The 16,859-nt window shown below is 72.1% G+C and carries 16 protein-coding genes; 8 read left to right on the forward strand and 8 right to left on the reverse strand.

The annotated features are described in order from the left end of the window. Positions 1-398 precede the first annotated feature (398 nt). Positions 399-1,049 carry a DNA-3-methyladenine glycosylase gene (locus ACWCPN_RS17250; RefSeq protein WP_451206671.1) on the reverse strand — a complete coding sequence of 217 codons (651 nt, stop codon included), beginning with the start codon at positions 1,047-1,049 and terminating at the stop codon, positions 399-401. A gap of 100 nt (positions 1,050-1,149) precedes the next feature. On the opposite strand from ACWCPN_RS17250, the gene ACWCPN_RS17255 reads away from it, so the two are divergent. From ACWCPN_RS17255 to ACWCPN_RS17265, 3 genes are all read left to right on the forward strand, one after another. After that, entirely contained in the window at positions 1,150-1,932 is a 783-nt protein-coding gene (locus ACWCPN_RS17255; RefSeq protein ID WP_451206674.1) for a sporulation protein, read from the forward strand. 43 nt (positions 1,933-1,975) lie between these two features. Then, positions 1,976-2,515 carry a YbhB/YbcL family Raf kinase inhibitor-like protein gene (locus ACWCPN_RS17260; protein ID WP_199210014.1) on the forward strand — a complete coding sequence of 180 codons (540 nt, stop codon included), beginning with the start codon at positions 1,976-1,978 and terminating at the stop codon, positions 2,513-2,515. A 167-nt stretch (positions 2,516-2,682) separates the two neighbouring features. Continuing rightward, complete coding sequence (locus ACWCPN_RS17265; RefSeq protein ID WP_451206677.1) at positions 2,683-3,189, forward strand: HNH endonuclease; 507 nt, start codon at positions 2,683-2,685, stop codon at positions 3,187-3,189. A gap of 89 nt (positions 3,190-3,278) precedes the next feature. Here ACWCPN_RS17265 and ACWCPN_RS17270 read toward each other — a convergent pair whose 3' ends face one another. The 3 genes from ACWCPN_RS17270 to ACWCPN_RS17280 form a co-directional block, all read right to left on the reverse strand. Further along, positions 3,279-4,241: an SPFH domain-containing protein gene (locus tag ACWCPN_RS17270; protein ID WP_199210016.1), complete on the reverse strand. Its 963-nt coding sequence runs from the start codon at positions 4,239-4,241 to the stop codon at positions 3,279-3,281. A gap of 111 nt (positions 4,242-4,352) precedes the next feature. Further along, a complete protein-coding gene (locus ACWCPN_RS17275; protein ID WP_451206680.1) occupies positions 4,353-4,784 on the reverse strand; it encodes an NfeD family protein in 432 nt (143 codons plus the stop codon). Between the two features lie 62 nt (positions 4,785-4,846). Beyond that, positions 4,847-5,638 (reverse strand): ABC transporter ATP-binding protein, encoded by a 792-nt coding sequence (locus tag ACWCPN_RS17280; RefSeq protein ID WP_351673136.1) that lies wholly within the window; start codon positions 5,636-5,638, stop codon positions 4,847-4,849. A 151-nt stretch (positions 5,639-5,789) separates the two neighbouring features. Between ACWCPN_RS17280 and ACWCPN_RS17285 the strand changes: the two genes are divergently transcribed. Next, positions 5,790-6,578, forward strand: coding sequence for a hypothetical protein (locus ACWCPN_RS17285; RefSeq protein WP_365130076.1), 789 nt, complete (start codon positions 5,790-5,792; stop codon positions 6,576-6,578). Between the two features lie 112 nt (positions 6,579-6,690). Here ACWCPN_RS17285 and ACWCPN_RS17290 read toward each other — a convergent pair whose 3' ends face one another. The 3 genes from ACWCPN_RS17290 to ACWCPN_RS17300 form a co-directional block, all read right to left on the reverse strand. Beyond that, on the reverse strand, positions 6,691-6,936 hold the full coding sequence (locus ACWCPN_RS17290) for a chaplin (RefSeq protein ID WP_199210019.1): 246 nt from the start codon (positions 6,934-6,936) through the stop codon (positions 6,691-6,693). 167 nt (positions 6,937-7,103) lie between these two features. Continuing rightward, entirely contained in the window at positions 7,104-7,745 is a 642-nt protein-coding gene (locus ACWCPN_RS17295; RefSeq protein WP_451206685.1) for a response regulator, read from the reverse strand. Next, positions 7,738-8,883, reverse strand: a complete 1,146-nt coding sequence (locus tag ACWCPN_RS17300; protein WP_451206688.1) for a GAF domain-containing sensor histidine kinase — start codon at positions 8,881-8,883, stop codon at positions 7,738-7,740. Before ACWCPN_RS17300 ends, ACWCPN_RS17295 begins: the two co-directional genes overlap by 8 nt. A gap of 242 nt (positions 8,884-9,125) precedes the next feature. Between ACWCPN_RS17300 and ACWCPN_RS17305 the strand changes: the two genes are divergently transcribed. From ACWCPN_RS17305 to ACWCPN_RS17315, 3 genes are all read left to right on the forward strand, one after another. Next, positions 9,126-9,821 carry an SDR family NAD(P)-dependent oxidoreductase gene (locus ACWCPN_RS17305; RefSeq protein WP_451206690.1) on the forward strand — a complete coding sequence of 232 codons (696 nt, stop codon included), beginning with the start codon at positions 9,126-9,128 and terminating at the stop codon, positions 9,819-9,821. Next, positions 9,818-10,912, forward strand: coding sequence for an S-adenosylmethionine:tRNA ribosyltransferase-isomerase (locus ACWCPN_RS17310; RefSeq protein WP_451206693.1), 1,095 nt, complete (start codon positions 9,818-9,820; stop codon positions 10,910-10,912). The genes ACWCPN_RS17305 and ACWCPN_RS17310 overlap by 4 nt, the downstream gene beginning before the upstream one ends. 328 nt (positions 10,913-11,240) lie before the next feature. Next, entirely contained in the window at positions 11,241-11,969 is a 729-nt protein-coding gene (locus ACWCPN_RS17315; protein ID WP_451206695.1) for a transglycosylase SLT domain-containing protein, read from the forward strand. Positions 11,970-12,065: 96 nt separating this feature from the next. Here the strand turns inward: ACWCPN_RS17315 and ACWCPN_RS17320 are convergent, their stop codons facing one another. Beyond that, positions 12,066-14,654, reverse strand: coding sequence for an FHA domain-containing protein (locus ACWCPN_RS17320; RefSeq protein WP_451207407.1), 2,589 nt, complete (start codon positions 14,652-14,654; stop codon positions 12,066-12,068). Positions 14,655-14,895: 241 nt separating this feature from the next. Between ACWCPN_RS17320 and ACWCPN_RS17325 the strand changes: the two genes are divergently transcribed. After that, positions 14,896-16,737, forward strand: coding sequence for a streptophobe family protein (locus tag ACWCPN_RS17325; protein ID WP_451206697.1), 1,842 nt, complete (start codon positions 14,896-14,898; stop codon positions 16,735-16,737). Positions 16,738-16,859 lie beyond the last annotated feature (122 nt).

Genomic DNA, 16,859 nt, shown 5'->3' on the forward strand with positions numbered 1-16,859 from the left:
GCTTTCCTCCGGGCGCTTCCCTTTGTTCTTGCGTTTCCGACTCTATCAGATCTTTTCTCGACCCGATTTCCTCGGTGCTTTCCAGGTTCCCGCTTCCGCGTTTCCCTTTCCGGCGGTTCCGACTTTACCAGATCCTCTCGGCGTCCGATTCCCTGTCGGCGGGATTCGCCGGCCGGCCTCGGGCTTTCGCTCGTCGGCCTTTCGACATTCACTACGCTAGCCGATTCTCCCGGCGACTCATAATCGAGTCCGGCGAGTTCGAATTCGACGCGCGGGCGCGCCAGAATCGACCCCGCTCAGGGGTTGTTGCTAGGTAGTGGTTTGGCCGCTCCGGCTGCAGGCGATCGCCGTACCCGGTTCAGCGGCTCGGGCCACATTACGCACCTTGCGGGGTGGAGTCAACTTCGGCGGCGCCTCGGCACGTGGGCCCGATAGGGGCTCACCGTCGGGTCGTTGGCCGCCCAGAAGCGCCAGGGGTGGACGTCGCCGTTTCCGCCCTCACCCGCGACCCCCGTGCGGGGACCGCTTCGCACCTGGTCGGATGCGACCGGCGTGCCGGTGAGCATCCGCAGGGGCGTCTCGCCGGCGGCACACGCGTCCGTGCCGTCGAGGGCTCGGTCCACCCCCAGGGCCGTCGCGAGGCGGGCCGGCCCCTTGGCCAGTTCCTTGTCGTTCCGGGCCGAAATCCTGCGCCGGCGGGCCAGCTCGGCCCCCTCGACGACCTCGCCGGCCCGGAGCAGCACGGCGCTCGCCCGGCCCTCGGGTCCGCAGACGAGGTTCATGCAGTGCCACATGCCGTAGGTGAAGTAGACGTACACATGACCGGGTTCACCGAACATGACGTCGTTGCGGGCGGTGCGGCCGCGGTAGGCGTGCGAGCCGGGATCGTTCGGACCGTCGTACGCCTCGACCTCGGTGATGCGTACCGCGATCGGGCCGTCGGGGGTCGTGCGGACCAGGATGCGGCCGAGCAGGTCGGGTGCGACCTGGAGGACGGGGCGGTCGAAGAAGCCTCGGGGCAGTGGCATACGGTCCGGGGGCGCGATCATGCCCTCCGAGGGTAGCCCAGACGGGTGGCCGCCCGGCCGGAACCGCTGGTGGCCGGATCGCGTTTGTACGGGTCGAGGGTCCTTTCGTAAAGGGAGAGTCATGGCGTTCAAGAAGCTGCTCGCGAGCCTCGGGGCCGGCGGGGCCTCGGTCGAGACGGTGCTCACCGAGGTCAACGTCGTTCCGGGAGGTGTCGTCCAGGGCGAGGTGCGGATCCAGGGCGGGTCCGTGAACCAGGACATCGAGGGTCTGTCCGTTGGCCTGCAGGCCAAGGTCGAGGTGGAGAGCGGCGACCAGGAGTACAAGCAGGACATCGAGTTCACCAAGGTGCGGCTCGGTGGTGCCTTCGAGCTCCAGGCGGGCGCGGTGCACGCGGTGCCGTTCGGGCTCGAGATCCCCTGGGAGACGCCCATCACGATGATCGACGGGCAGTCGCTGCGCGGCATGAACATCGGTGTGACCACCGAGCTGCAGATCGCGCGCGCGGTGGACTCCGGCGACCTCGACCCGATCAACGTGCACCCGCTGCCGGCGCAGAAGGCGATCCTGGACGCCTTCATCCAGCTCGGCTTCCGCTTCAAGAACGCGGACATGGAGCGCGGTCACATCCGGGGCACGCGGCAGCGGCTGCCCTTCTACCAGGAGATCGAGTTCTTCCCGCCGTCGCAGTACCGCGGGCTGAACCAGGTCGAGCTGAGCTTCGTGGCCGACGAGCACGCCATGGACGTCGTCCTGGAGATGGACAAGAAGCCGGGTCTGTTCAGTGAGGGCTCGGACACCTTCCGCTCCTTCCAGGTGGGTCTGAACGACTACCACGGGACCGACTGGGCGGCCTACCTCAACCAGTGGCTGTCCGAGGTCGGTTCCAAGCGGAACTGGTTCTAGGCTCGGAACTGCTGAGTCCAGTAATCGATCAGGAGGTACCGAGGTGACCGAGCTCAAGCGGCGGCCGCTCCCCCACGACTTCCATCCGCCCGTCCCGTCGTTCACGGTGACGAGTGAGGACGTCGAGGAGGGTGCGACGCTGGGGAGCGCCCAGGTCCACGCGGAGGGGAACACCTCGCCGCAGCTGCGGTGGGAGGGCTTCCCCGCCGAGACCAAGAGCTTCGCCGTGACCTGCTACGACCCCGACGCGCCGACCGGCAGCGGGTTCTGGCACTGGGTCCTGTTCGACATCCCGGCCTCCGTGACGGAGCTGCCGGCGGGTGCGGGCGGCGGCAAGTTCGAGGGGCTGCCCGAGGGTGCCGTGCACGTCCGCAACGACTACGGGACCAAGGACTTCGGTGGTGCCGCCCCGCCGCCGGGCGACGGCCCGCACCGGTACGTCTTCACGGTGTACGCGGTGGACCAGGAGAAGCTCGGCCCCGATGCGGACGTCTCTCCCGCGGTCGTCGGTTTCAATCTGCGGTTCCACGCGATCGCGCGTGCCCAGCTGATCGGCGAGTACGAGACGCCCGCCGAGGGCTGACGTACCGCGCCGATCCAGCCAAGCGTTCATTGAACGTTTGCCCGCCTCTGGTCTTGGAAGTGATCAGGGGCGGGCATTTTTTATTGCGTTGTCCATCTCGGCGCGCCCGTACAGAGTTGATCCGAGCCCGCCGGGGGGTGGGCAGGTGCGCACGGGAGGTGGGCTGGATGCGTGACACGCTGGTTCTGAACGCGAGCTTCGAGCCGCTGTCGACGGTGACTCTGAACCGAGCCGTCGTTCTGGTGCTGCAGGACAAGGCCGTCGTCGAGCAGGCCCATCCCGTACTGCGCATGCGCGGTGCCGATGTCGACATACCCGCGCCCCGGGTGATCAGGCTCTGCAGATACGTACGGGTGCCGTTCCGAAGACAAGCGCCCTGGTCGAGGCGCGGGGTGCTGGTCCGGGACCGGCACCGGTGCGCCTACTGCGGGCGCAGGGCGACGACCGTGGACCACGTGCTGCCGCGGGCGCAGGGCGGGCAGGACACCTGGCTGAACACGGTGGCCGCGTGCGCCGAGGACAATCACCGGAAGGCGAACCGGACTCCGGAGGAGGCCGGTATGGCCCTGCTGCGGGAGCCGTTCGAGCCGACGCCGGCCGACGCGATGCTCCTGGCCCTGGGGCAGGCGGACATGGCCGCGCTGCCCGGTTGGCTCGCCCGGGAGGCGGCCTAGTCACCGGGGCCCGCGCGGCCCGGCCGTGACACGTGAAGAAGCGACCCCGCGCCCGTCGAACGGGCGCGGGGTCGCTTCGTCGTGCGGTGTCAGTCGATCGACGGCTTCTCGCGGCGGTCCGCGTGCGGGCCGTTGTTCTGGGCCGGGACGGAGCCGCCGCCGTTGCCTCCGCCGCCCAGGGGGCCGAAGTTGCCCATGGCGCCGGACAGGCCCTTGAGGGCGTCGCCGATCTCGCTGGGGACGATCCAGAGCTTGTTGGCGTCGCCTTCGGCGATCTTCGGGAGCATCTGGAGGTACTGGTAGGAGAGGAGTTTCTGGTCGGGGTCGCCTGCGTGGATGGCCTCGAAGACGGTGCGGACGGCCTGGGCCTCGCCCTCGGCGCGGAGCGCGGCCGCCTTGGCCTCACCCTCGGCGCGCAGGATCTGGGACTGCTTCTCGCCCTCGGCGGTCAGGATGGCGGCCTGGCGCGTACCTTCGGCGGTGAGGATCGCGGCGCGCTTGTCACGGTCGGCGCGCATCTGCTTCTCCATCGAGTCCTGGATGGAGGTGGGCGGTTCGATGGCCTTCAGCTCCACGCGGTTGACGCGGATGCCCCACTTGCCGGTGGCCTCGTCCAGGACGCCGCGCAGGGCCGCGTTGATCTCCTCGCGGGAGGTCAGGGTGCGTTCGAGGTCCATGCCGCCGATGATGTTGCGCAGCGTGGTGACGGTGAGCTGCTCGATGGCCTGGATGTAGCTGGCGACCTCGTAGGTGGCGGCCCGGGCGTCGGTCACCTGGTAGTAGATGACGGTGTCGATGTTGACGACCAGGTTGTCCTGGGTGATCACCGGCTGGGGCGGGAAGGGGACGACCTGTTCACGCAGGTCGATGCGGTTGCGGATGGTGTCGATGAACGGGACCACGATGTTCAGGCCCGCGTTCAGGGTCCGCGTGTAGCGGCCGAAGCGCTCGACGATGGCGGCGCTGGCCTGTGGAATGACCTGGATGGTCTTGATCAGGGCGATGAAGACCAACACCACCAGAATGATCAGGACGATGATGACCGGTTCCATCGTGTTCCCCGTACCCCTCTCCGCCTCGGCACCATCAACGGATCCAGTCGCCGTTGAGGATCTTGCTGGTCGAGTCTGTCAGACCGTCGCCCAACTCGTGGGCCGGACGGCTCAGATGACGATCGCGGTGGCCCCTTCGATGTCCACGACGTCCACCTCCTGGCCCACGTCGTAGGCGCGGCCGGTGTCGAGCGAGCGGGCGGACCAGATCTCCCCGGCGAGTTTGATGCGGCCGCCGGCGCCGTCGACGCGTTCCAGGACGACGGCCTGCTTGCCCTTCAAGGCGTCGACTCCGGTGGCCAGTTGGGGCCGCTGTCTGCCGTGCCGGGCAGCGATGGGGCGGACCACGGCGATCAGGGCGACCGAGACGACGACGAAGGCGAGCACCTGGATCACCACGCCGAAGCCGAGGCCGGCGGCGGCCGCGGCCGCGATCGCTCCGACCGCGAACATGCCGAACTCCGGCATCGCGGTGACCACGAGGGGGATTCCGAGCGCCGCCGCGCCGACGAGCCACCACACCCATGCGTCGATGTCGTTCACAGGGGTCATGGTAGGACCGCGGTCCGGCGGCGGACAGGGCGCGAACGGGGGTGCTACGGCCTTCAGGACAGGGGCAGGCCCTGAGCGGTCCAGCGGTCGCCGACCTGCTCGACGACGAGCGGGAGGCCGAAGCAGAGGGAGAGGTTGCGGGAGGTGAGTTCGAGTTCGATGGGGCCGGCGGCGAGGACCTTGCCCTGGCGGATCATGAGGACGTGGGTGAAGCCGGGGGCGATCTCCTCGACGTGGTGGGTGACCATGATCATCGAGGGGGCGATGGGGTCGCGGGCCAGCCGGCCGAGGCGGCGCACCAGGTCCTCGCGGCCACCGAGGTCGAGACCGGCGGCGGGCTCGTCCAGCAGCAGCAGCTCGGGGTCGGTCATCAGGGCGCGGGCGATGAGGGTGCGCTTGCGCTCGCCCTCGGAGAGGGTGCCGAAGCGGCGGTCGAGGTAGTCGCTCATGCCGAGGCGGTCGAGGAAGGCGCGGGCGCGCTGCTCGTCGACCTCGTCGTACTCCTCCTGCCAGCCGGCGGTCATGCCGTAGGCGGCGGTGAGCACGGTCTGGAGGACGGTCTGGCGCTTGGGGAGCTTCTCGGCCATGGCGATGCCGGCGACGCCGATGCGGGGGCGGAGATCGAAGACGTCCACCTTGCCGAGGGTGTCGCCGAGGATGGTGGCGGTGCCCTTGCTGGGGAAGAGGTAGCTGGAGGCGACGTTCAGGAGGGTGGTCTTGCCGGCGCCGTTGGGGCCGAGGATGACCCAGCGCTCGCCCTCCTTCACCGACCAGGAGACCTGGTCCACCAGAGCCCGGCCCTCACGGACCACGGATACGTCCTGAAGCTCCAGAACATCGCTCATGAGCGCGTTGTCTCCCCTTGCAGTGTGGCCGGTCTCGGCTGGTCGCTTACGCCTGTGGCTCGGTCCGCCGCGCCGGTGGGCGCAGCCCCTATGAAATCTACGCCACGAGTGCCCCGCACCATTCCATCGGTCCGGTCCTTAGGGTGGGGGGATGCTCTCGGAACCGCGTTCAGGACGCCTCGCCGCTTGGGGAAACGCTCTTCTGGCCGGACTTGTCTCTCCGGACGACGCCGCTCTCGCCGTCGTCGGCGAGGACGCCGTGCACCGGGTGCGGGGGCTGCCGGGTGATCCGGCGCCGGCCGGGCTCACGGTCGCGCTGGGGCGGCTGCGGGCGCTGGGGGTGACCGGTCTGCGGGTGGCGCTGCCCGCGCCCGGCCATCCGCTGGGGCTGAGCGGGCCGCCGGACTTCAACGCGCGGGCGCTGGAGGCCGAGGAGGCGGTGATCTGCTTCGGTGCGGCGGTGGGACTGGTTCCGGAGGTCCACGCGGCCGGGCCCGACGGTGATGTGCATGTCGAGGTCGTCTGGCAGGTGCTGCCGGTGCGGGAGGCGCCGCCCGCCGATGTGCCCTCGCTCGGGGAGGCCGAGCGGGAGCTGGCCGAGGCGCTGCGGGAGGCGACCGAGGTGCTGTCGAAGCTGGACGTCGCCGGCTCGGGGCCGGTGGCGGAGGCGGCGATCGACGCGTACCGGGCGCGGGCCGAGCGGGGGCGCGAGGTGCTGGCGCCGGGGTACCCGCCGCGTGCGGTGCGGGTGCTCGAACTGGCTCAGCGGGTGGGTCTGCTGGTGTCCCTGGCGTACGGCAAGGGGCACGGCGGTGCGGTGAGCGCCTCGGAGATGGCGGCGCGGGGCGCCGCGCTGCGGCCGGTGGAGCGGACCGCGCGGCGCGCGCAGGTCGCGGCGTACAACTCCATGGTGGAGGAGCGGGAGCGGGGGGTCCGCTGAGCCGTGGGGGGGCCGGTGAGGCGGCCGATGCCGCGGGGTGCGGGCCGTGGCGGGCCGGCGGGCCTTCCGGGGGGAGGATCCCGGAAGGCCGGTGATCACCGCCGGCGGGGACTCAGCGGTTGATGCCGACGTTGCCGAAGGCCGGGTTCAGCAGGCCGATGACGTCGACGCTGTTGCCGACCGCGTTCACGGGGACGTGCACCGGGGCCTGGACGACGTTGCCCGAGGCGACACCGGGAGAGCCCTGGGCCACGCCGCCGGCCCAGGCACCGTCCGTGGCGGAGGCCATGCCCGCTCCCGCGGCCACCAGTCCCCCGGCCACCATCGCCACGGCCGCTGCCTTCTTCAGGTTCTTCACTTTCCAACCCCTCCTGGGTGTCCACCGCGACGATCGCCGCGGCACGCACTGGAGAACGGCGGAGGCCGCCGGAGGGTACGGCCATCCGGGTGACATTCCCACGACGGTATGAATCTCAGCCCGGAGGGGAACCTTCCGTGTCGCCGCACACGAGACGCCCGCGGGGTTCAGCCTGCCGCTCCGTGGCGCACGGCCCACAGGGCGGCCTGGGTGCGGTCGGCCAGGTCGAGCTTCATGAGGATGTTGGACACATGCGTCTTGACGGTCTTCTCGGACAGCACCAGGGCGCGGGCGATCTCCCGGTTGGAGCGGCCGTCCGCTATCAGGCCGAGCACCTCCCGCTCCCGGTCGGTGAGTGAACCCGCCCTGCCCTGGCCTGAGTTGACCTCGTCCTGGGAGAGCAGGGCGTCGGCGACCTCCGACTGGAGCAGGACGTGCCCGGCATGCACGGAGCGGATGGCGCCGGCGAGCGCGTCGGGATCCACGTCCTTGTAGACGTACCCGGCGGCGCCCGCGCGCAGGGCCGGTACCACCGTGCGCCGTTCGGTGAAGCTGGTGACGATCAGCACGCGGACGGGGTTGTCGAGTTCGCGGAGCCGGCGCAGGGCGGCGATGCCGTCCATGCCCGGCATCTTGACGTCCATGAGGACGACGTCGGGACGCAGTTCCTCGGCGCGGGCGACTCCCTCGGCGCCGTCCGCGGCCTCTCCGACGACCTCGATGTCGTCCTGCACCTCGAGGAAGGTGCGCAGGCCCCGGCGGACGACCTGGTGGTCGTCGACGAGCAGGACTCTGATGGGGTCAGCCACCGGGTACCTCCATCTCGATCGTGGTGCCCCTGCCGGGCGCCGCGTGCACGGTGAGGGTGCCGCCGACCCCGCCGGCCCGGTCCCGCATCGAGACCAGTCCCAGATGGCGTCCGGCCCGGCGCACCGCATGGGGGTCGAAGCCGCTGCCGTCGTCGGCGACGCGCAGGACGGCTCCGCCGCCGCGCCGGTCCACGGTCACCCGGACGTGCTCGGCGCCGGAGTGGCGCAGGGCGTTGTGCAGGGCCTCCTGGGCGACCCGCAGCACCGCCTCCTCCTGCGCCGCGGGCAGGGCGCGGAAGCCGTTGGCCGCGAAGCTGACGCGCGCGGTGTGGGCGCGGTCGAGGACCTGGGTCTGGGTGCGCAGGGTGGCGATCAGGCCGTCCTCGTCCAGTGCGGCCGGGCGCAACTCCACGACGGCGGCCCGCAGTTCGTCGGTGGCTTCGGCGGCGAGGACGGCGACCTGCTGCAACTCGCCCTTGGCGCGGGCGGGATCGCGGTCGACCAGGGCCGCCGCCGCCTGGGCCGTCAGGCGCAGGGAGAAGAGTTTCTGGCTGACCGCGTCGTGCAGTTCGTGGGCGAGCCGGGAGCGCTCCTCGGCGATGGTCAGCTCCCGACTGCGCTCGTACAGGCGGGCGTTGGTGAGGGCGATCGCGGCGTGCTGGGCGAGGATGGCGAGCAGTTCCTCGTCCTCCTCGGTGAAGCCGCAGCCGCCCTCGGGCTTGGGGCAGCGCTTGTTCGCGAGGAACAGGGCCCCGATGACCTCCTCGCCGTCCCTGATCGGCAGCCCCAGGAAGTCGGACATGTCCGGGTGGGCGGAGGGCCAGCCCTCGAAGCGGGGGTCCTTGCGGACGTCGGCGAGCCGCTCGGGCCGGGCCTCGTCCAGCATGGCGGCGAGGATGCCGTGCCGGCGGGGCAGCGGGCCGATGGCCTTCCACTGTGCGTCGCTGACCCCGTCGACGACGAACTGCGCGAAGCCGCCGTGGTCGTCGGGGACGCCGAGGGCGGCGTACTGCGCGTCGAGCAGTTCACGGGCCGAGGCCACGATCGTCTTCAGGACGTCGCGCACCTCGAGGTGCCTGCTCATGGCCAGCAGCGCGGAACTCACCGCGGCGAGGCCGGACCGGGGGCCTTGACTCATGCACTCACGGTACCGGCGGGGTACGACGGCGCGGATCGGTCCGGTGGCGGCAAGGCCCCCTCCGCGGGCCCTAGGGCGCGAGGGGTAGGTCCCCGGCCCCGGACGTGCGGCGTACGCCGAAGGACCCCGCCGCTCTGGTGCCCGCGTCCGAGGCGGTGCGGGGCCGGCCGTTCCTAGGTTGTGCTCACCGCCCGGCGGGGCGGCCGGGGCGCGGAGCCCCGGGTGACGAGGGGACGGTTGTCATGCCGGTAGCGATCATCACGGGAGCCTCGAAGGGGCTGGGGCGCGCGCTCGCAGAGGGGCTGGCCGCGCGCGGCTGGGACCTGGTGCTGGACGCCCGGGGCGCCGGGCGGCTCGAGGAGGCGGCGGAGGCGGCCGCCGGGCACGGCACGCGCGTGACGGCGGTGCCCGGGGACGTCACGGACGCCGGGCACCGGGCCGCGCTGGTGGCCGCCGCGCGGCGGCTGGGCGGGCTGGACCTGGTGGTCAGCAACGCGAGCGCGCTGGGGGCCGAGCCGCTGGTGCGGCTGGCGGAGCTGCCCGTGGAGGGGCTGCGGCGGACGCTGGAGGTGAACGTCGTCGCGGCGCTGGGCCTGGTCCGGGAGGCGCTGCCGCTGCTGCGGGAGTCGGCGGCGGGCACGGTGGTCACGGTCAGTTCGGACGCGGCGGTGGAGGCGTACGGGACGTGGGGCGGGTACGGCGCCTCGAAGGCGGCCCTCGACCGGCTCGCGGCGGTGCTCGGCCGGGAGGAGCCGGCCCTGCGGGTGTGGGCGGTGGATCCCGGGGACATGGCCACGGAGCTGTACGCGGCGGCCGTGCCGGACGACGACGGTCCGCGGCCCGCTCCCGCGAGCGTGGTGCCGGCGTTCCTGCGGCTGCTGGACGAGCGTCCGGTGAGCGGGCGGTACGCGGCGCCGGCGCTGCTGGAGGCACGATGACCACGGCGGTGCGGGTGCCCGGGGAGCTGTCCGCGCGCGTGCCGGCCGAGCAGCGCGGGCCCGGCCTGGACCGGGACGCCGTACGGCTGCTGGTGTCGCGCGGCACCGAGGTGGCGCACCATGCCTTCCGGGAGCTTCCGGGGCTGCTGCGGGCCGGTGACCTGCTGGTGGTGAACACCTCGCCCACGCTGGCCGCGGCGGTGAACGGGCGGATCGGGCGCACGCGCGTGGTGGTGCACTTCTCCACCCGCGGGGACGACGGCCGGTGGGCGGTGGAGCTGCGGGAACCGGACGGGCACGGCACCACGCGCGCGCGTGCGGGTGTGTCCGCGGGTACGGGTGCGGGCGGGGCCGCGGGGGTGCGCGCGGGTGCAGTGGTGCGGTTGCCCGGCGGGGCGCGGCTGGTGCTGGAGGAACCGCTGGACGGGCGGGGCGGCCGGCTGCGGTGGGCCCGGCCGTCCGGGGCGGAGGTGCTCGGGATCCTCCGGGAGCACGGGCGGCCCATTCGCTACTCCTATACGGAGCGGGACCAGCCGCTGTCGGTGTACCAGACGGTGTTCGCGCTGCCCGCGCCGGACGGGGCGGGCAGCGCGGAGATGCCGAGCGCGGCGCGCCCCTTCACGGAGCGGCTGGTGGTGGAGCTGGTGAGCCGGGGGGTGCAGTTCGCGCCGGTGTCGCTGCACACGGGGGTGGCCTCGGCGGAGGCGCACGAGCCGCCGTATCCGGAGCGGTACCGCGTCCCGGAGGCGTCGGCGCGGCTGATCAACGCCGCCAGGGCCGGCGGCGGGCGGGTCGTCGCGGTGGGGACGACGGCCGTGCGGGCGGTGGAGTCGGCGGCCGGCCCGGACGGGGTGGTGCGGGCGGCCGGGGGCTGGACCGATCTGGTGGTCACGCCCGAGCGCGGGGTACGGGCGGTGGAGGGGCTGCTGACCGGGCTGCACGAGCCGGAGGCCTCGCATCTGCTGATGCTGGAGGCGGTCGCAGGCCGGGCCGCGGTGGGCCGCGCCTACGAGGAGGCGCTGCACGGGCGCTACCTGTGGCACGAGTTCGGGGACGTGCACCTCCTGCTGCCCCCGGAAGCCACTCACTGAGTGCGTTGCGACGGCAACGCGCGGTGAGAACCGCGTGCCGCCAGTGTGAGCCCGCGCATAGGGTCCACGTCACGTACGAAGGCACATAGGAGATAAACCCCCCATAGGTGAACGGGACAGACGGCCCAGTCTGTCCCGTTTTGCCCTTCCCTGATCCACTATGCGGCTTCGTACGTCACACCTTTGCCTGGGCATTTTGCGCCCGCTAAGAATTGCTTCCGTCGCTCGGCGCCGCGGTTTCCCGCCGCGGCCCTCGTGCGGGAGGAACCGATTCCCCCGGCGGACGCAGGAGAGCGACCTCCGCGCAATCGAAGAGGTCCATCACGCCATGCCTAAGAACATCCTCAACCGTGCTTATAGTCGTACGCTGACGAAGCAGCACAAGATCGCCATCGCCGGTGTCGGCGCCCTCGGTGCCGCCGCCCTGGCCTTCACGGCCGTCCCCGGCAACGCCCAGACCGTGACCACGGACGCCGCGGCCACGCAGCAGGTGCACTACGCCGACACCCCGGTCAAGGACGTCAAGGGCTCGCTCACCGACCGGCTCGCCGGCCAGACCACCAAGCTCGACGCCGTCGCCAAGCAGCAGGCCGAGGCCAAGAAGCAGGCCGCCGCCAAGCAGGCCGAGGCGAAGAAGCAGGCCGCCGCCAAGCAGGCCGCGCAGGAGCGCGCCGACAAGGCCGCGAGCCGTTCCGCGCAGCGCCCCGCGATGCAGATGGTCGCCGCCAAGACCTACACGAACAACCTGGACGGCTGGATCCGCCAGTCCCTGGACATCATGAAGTCCAAGGGCATCCCGGGCAGCTACCACGGCCTGCACAAGAACATCATGCGGGAGTCCTCCGGCAACCCGATGGCCATCAACGACTGGGACATCAACGCCATCAACGGCATCCCGTCGAAGGGCCTGCTCCAGGTCATCCCGCCGACCTTCAAGGCGTACCACGTGCCCGGCACCTCGTGGAACATCTACGACCCGGTCGCCAACATCACCGCCGCCGCCAACTACGCGGCCGACAAGTACGGCACGATCGACAACGTGAACAGCGCGTACTGAGGCCGGCGCGGACCTCTGAGACTACGCGGAAGGGCGGCACCCCCTGGTGGGGTGCCGCCCTTCGCGTCGTGCGGCCGCGTGCCACGCGGCCCGCGGTCACTTGCGCATGACCTCGGGCTCGTGCCGGCGCAGGAAGCGGGCGACGAGGAAGCCGCAGATCACACCGAGCACGAGCAGCGCGGCCATGTCCAGGCCCCAGGCCGAGGCCGCGTGGTCCCACAGCGGATCGGTGCTGGTCGGGTCGTCGGCGTTGGGGGCGATCTTGTTGAAGTCCAGCGTGGTGCCGGCCGCGGCCACCGCCCAGCGCGACGGCATCAGGTAGGAGAACTCGTTCACACCGAGCGTGCCGTGCAGCGTGAAGAGGCAGCCGGTGAAGACGACCTGGATGATCGCGAACATCACCAGCAGCGGCATGGTCTTCTCGGCGGTCTTCACCAGCGAGGAGATCACCAGGCCGAACATCATCGAGGTGAATCCCAGCGCCATGATCGGCAGGCACAGCTCGAACAGCGTCGAACTGCCGAGCACCAGCCCCCGGCCGGGGATCTCACGGCTGGAGAAGCCGATCAGGCCCACCATCAGGCCCTGCAGCACCGTGACGGCGCCGAGCACGACCACCTTGGACATCAGGTACGCCGAGCGGGACAGGCCCGTCGCGCGCTCCCGCTCGTAGATGACCCGTTCCTTGATCAGCTCACGCACGGAGTTGGCCGCGCCCGCGAAGCACGCGCCGACCGCGAGGATCAGCAGGACGGTGGTCGCCGTACCGTTCGGCACGGGCACGCCGGTGCGCGGGTTGACCGGGTTGACCAGCAGACCCTTGTCGGAGTCGATCAGCAGGCTGACCGCGCCGAGCACCGCCGGCAGGATCACCGTGAGCGCCAGGAAACCCTTGTCGGACGCGATGACCGCCACGTAGCGGCGGATCAGCGTCATCAGCTGGGAGCCCCAGCCCTGCGGCTTGGGCGGTCTGATGGCCTGCGGCGGCGGCATGTGTACGGACTGCGGGGCAACCGCGTCGATGTCCGCGGCGTACATCTGGTAGTGCTGCGAGCCCTTCCAGCGGCCCGCCCAGTCGTAGTCGCGGTAGTTCTCGAAGGCGGAGAAGACGTCGGCCCAGCTGTCGTAGCCGAAGAAGTTCAGCGCCTCCTCCGGCGGGCCGAAGTAGGCGACCGCGCCGCCCGGCGCCATCACGAGGAGCTTGTCGCAGATCGCCAACTCGGCGACCGAGTGGGTGACCACCAGGACCGTGCGGCCGTCGTCGGCGAGGCCGCGAAGGAGCTGCATCACGTCGCGGTCCATGCCCGGGTCGAGGCCGGAGGTCGGCTCGTCCAGGAAGATCAGCGAGGGCTTGGTCAGCAGCTCCAGGGCGACCGAGACGCGCTTGCGCTGGCCGCCGGAGAGGGAGGTGACCTTCTTGTCCTTGTGGATGTCCAGCTTGAGCTCGCGCAGCACCTCGTCGATGCGGGCGTCGCGCTCGGCGGCCGTGGTGTCGGCCGGGAAGCGCAGCTTGGCCGCGTACTTCAGGGCCTTCTTGACGGTCAGCTCCTTGTGCAGGATGTCGTCCTGCGGGACCAGACCGATGCGCTGGCGCAGCTCGGCGAACTGCTTGTACAGGTTCCGGTTGTCGTACAGGACCTCGCCCTGGTTGGCGGGCCGGTAGCCGGTGAGCGCCTTGAGCAGCGTCGACTTGCCGGAGCCGGACGGGCCGATGACCGCGATCAGGGACTTCTCCGGGACGCCGAAGGAGACGTCCTTCAGGATCTGCTTGCCGCCGTCGACCGTGACGGTCAGATGGCGCGCGGAGAAGGAGACCTCACCGGTGTCGACGAACTCCTCGAGCCGGTCGCCGACGATGCGGAAGGTGGAGTGGCCGACACCGACGATGTCGTTCGGGCCGAGCAGCGCCGAACCGCCCTTGGCGATCGGCTGACCGTTGACGTAGGTGCCGTTGTGCGAGCCCAGGTCGCGGATCTCGAAGCGGCCGTCGGGCGTGGAGTGGAACTCGGCGTGGTTCCTGGAGACCTGCAGGTCGGAGACGACCAGCTCGTTCTCCAGGGCACGGCCGATGCGCATCACGCGGCCGACGGCGAACTGGTGGAACGTGGTCGGGCTGCGATCGCCGTAGACCGGCGGCGCCCCCGCCGCGCCACCGGGCGTCTTCTGCACCGGGTTCCCGGCCGGAGCACCCTGCTGCTGCGGGAACGCCGGCGACTGCCCCGACTGCTGCCAGTCGGCCTGCGGCGCCTGCTGGTGCGCGGCGGCCTGGTGCGGCACCCCCTGCTGCGGGGGCTGCTGCTGAGGGGCCTGCTGCTGGGCCCAGCCGGGTCCCGCGCCCTGCGCGGCGTACGGCGCGGACTGCGCCTGCTGCTGGGGCTGGGCGACCGCGGCCGCGGCGCCGGAGAGGTCCAGCCGCGGTCCGTCGGTCGCGTTGCCGAGGTGCACCGCCGAGCCGGGACCGATCTCCATCTGGTGGATCCGCTGGCCCCGCACGAACGTGCCGTTGGTGCTGCCGTGGTCCTCTATGACCCAACTGCGGCCGTTGAAGCCGACCGTGGCGTGACGCCAGGACACCCTGGCGTCGTCGAAGACGATGTCACCCTGCGGATCGCGGCCGAGGGTGTAGGACCTGGACGGCTCGAGCGTCCAGGTCCGTCCGTTTGTTTCCAGTACGAGTTCCGGCACTCCATGCCCCACTGAGTTGTCCCCCGAATTTCCCCCATCACAGGGAGTCTAGGGATGTCGAACATCGTGGGGAACTATTTCAGGCTCGGCCCCGTGACCGAAACCCGGGCCTTGCGACGCGGGCCGGCGCACGCCTCGATTCGCCCCGTTGACGGGGTTGAAAACCGGCCGGAGAGTGGTAATCCCCCGCGAGGGGGACAAGCGCGGCAGTGGTGCCGCGCCGCGGATCGGGGGGTCTGCCATGAGTGCTGCCACACGTACCGGGACCGCGCGGCCGGGCGGGACGCTGCCGTGGGGGGATGTCCTGCTGTCCGCGATCGCGGCGGTGAGCTGGGCGTTGGCGGGGATGACGGCCACGGCCGCGCTGGGGCTGCACCTGCTCCGGGCGGACGCGGCGGGGTCACTGGGCCCGATGACGGCGGCAGTTGTGGCGCTCGGGGCGGGTGGTTCGGTCTCCCCGTCGGGCAACGTGTCCGCCTTCGGGCTGAAGGGCGCCGAGGCGCACACCGCCGTCGAGATCACGCCACTCGGGGTGAGCCTGGCCGGTGCGCTGCTGCTGTCGTGGTTCTTCCTGCGGTCGTTGCGCACGGCGGGAGTTGAGATCGCGCCGTCCGAACTGCTCGCGCGCGCGGGCACGGTGGTCGCCCTCTTCGTGACGATGCTCGGCGGGCTCGCCTGGGTCGGGCACGACGTGGTCACCGTCGACGGCGGCGCGCTCGGCCTCGACGACCTGCCCGGCGGCGACGGCGGCACCAGCGTCCCCGGCCTCGGGGACCTCGGCGGTCTGCTTCCGGACCGGATCGGTGACCTGATCCACGCCAAGGCGGCCGTCGGCTTCAGCGTGGACACCGCGCCCACCCTCCTCGGCGGGCTCGGCTGGTCCGCGGGTGTCCTGCTGATCGCGCTGCTGGCCTCCCGCCGCACTCCCCTGCCGCCCGGCTGGGACGCCCTGCACCGGGTGGTGCGGCCGGCCGTCTCGGCGCTCGTCACCGTGCTGCTGCTGGCCGTGGCCGCCGGGCTCGCCGCGGCGGCGTACGCGGCGGTCGGCGACGAGCATCCCGGGCGGATCGCCGGCGCGGCGCTGCTCGGCGCGCCGAACGGAGTGTGGCTCGGCGTCCCGCTCGGCCTCTTCGTCCCCTGGGACGGCCGGGCCACCGGCGCCCTGGCCGGCGTTCTCCCGCATCCGCTGGACCAACTGCTGAGCACGGCGCGGGACCAGCCCGTCACCCTGAGCCGGCTGGCCGGGCTGGACGGCCGGGTGTGGCTGCTCGCGGTGGCGGCCGCCGTGGCGATGCTGCTGGCGGGGGTGCTGACGGCGGTGCGCACACCGGTGCCGGGCGGGACGGGCGCGGCGGGCTTCGCGGGGCGCTGCGCCCTGCGGCTCGGGACGGCGACCGCGCTCGCCTGGCCCCTGCTCGTCGCCCTGACGGACGTCTCGGCGGACGCCTCGCTGTCCGTGCTGGGCTTCGACGCGTTCGGCGCGGGCATCGAACTGCACGGACGGACGGGGCCGGCCCTGCTCCTGGGCGCCTTGTGGGGTGCGGTGGCCGGCGCGGTGGGAGCGCTGCTCGCCCGGGCGCTGGGGGCGGCGGGAAGCCGGGTGGCGGGGCCCGCGCGGGACGGGACGGTCACGGCGCACGGTGCGGGGCGGGCGAGGGACGGTACGGGGCCGGAATACGGGGCGCGGCCGGAGTACGGCGCGCGAGCGGGGTCCGGCGGTCCGCCGTCCGGCGAGGGCCACGGGCAGTCCGGGCGGGGCGCGCCCGGCGACGCCCACGGGCGGCCCACGTCCGGTGATGGGGCCGGGCCCTACGCGCCGGGCAGGCCGTACCGGCCGCCGAACCCCGGCACGAACCCCTATCTCCGGGTGCCGGAGGAGGTGCGTGCGGAGCCCGAGGACGCGCGGCCGCCCGCGCCCGGGGACGACATGTACGGCGCCCCGACCATCTCCCGCCGGCTGGACCCGCCTCCGCCCCGGGGGCGGCCGGCTGCCCGGCCGCCGTACCGCTCGCCGGACGGTCCGGACGAGGGCCCGCCCCCGCCGCCTCCCCCGCCGCCTCCGCGTCCGGGCACCGGGAGGTGACCGGCGGGCTCGTACGCGGGGGCGACCGCGGCGGGCAAGGTGCGGGACATCCGGGGGACACGTGTTGTTCCGTGTCCGTCAGGCGGACCGCAGGGGCGCAAGACACTGGGTGCCGGATACGG

This window comes from Streptomyces sp. NPDC002386 (assembly GCF_053593175.1).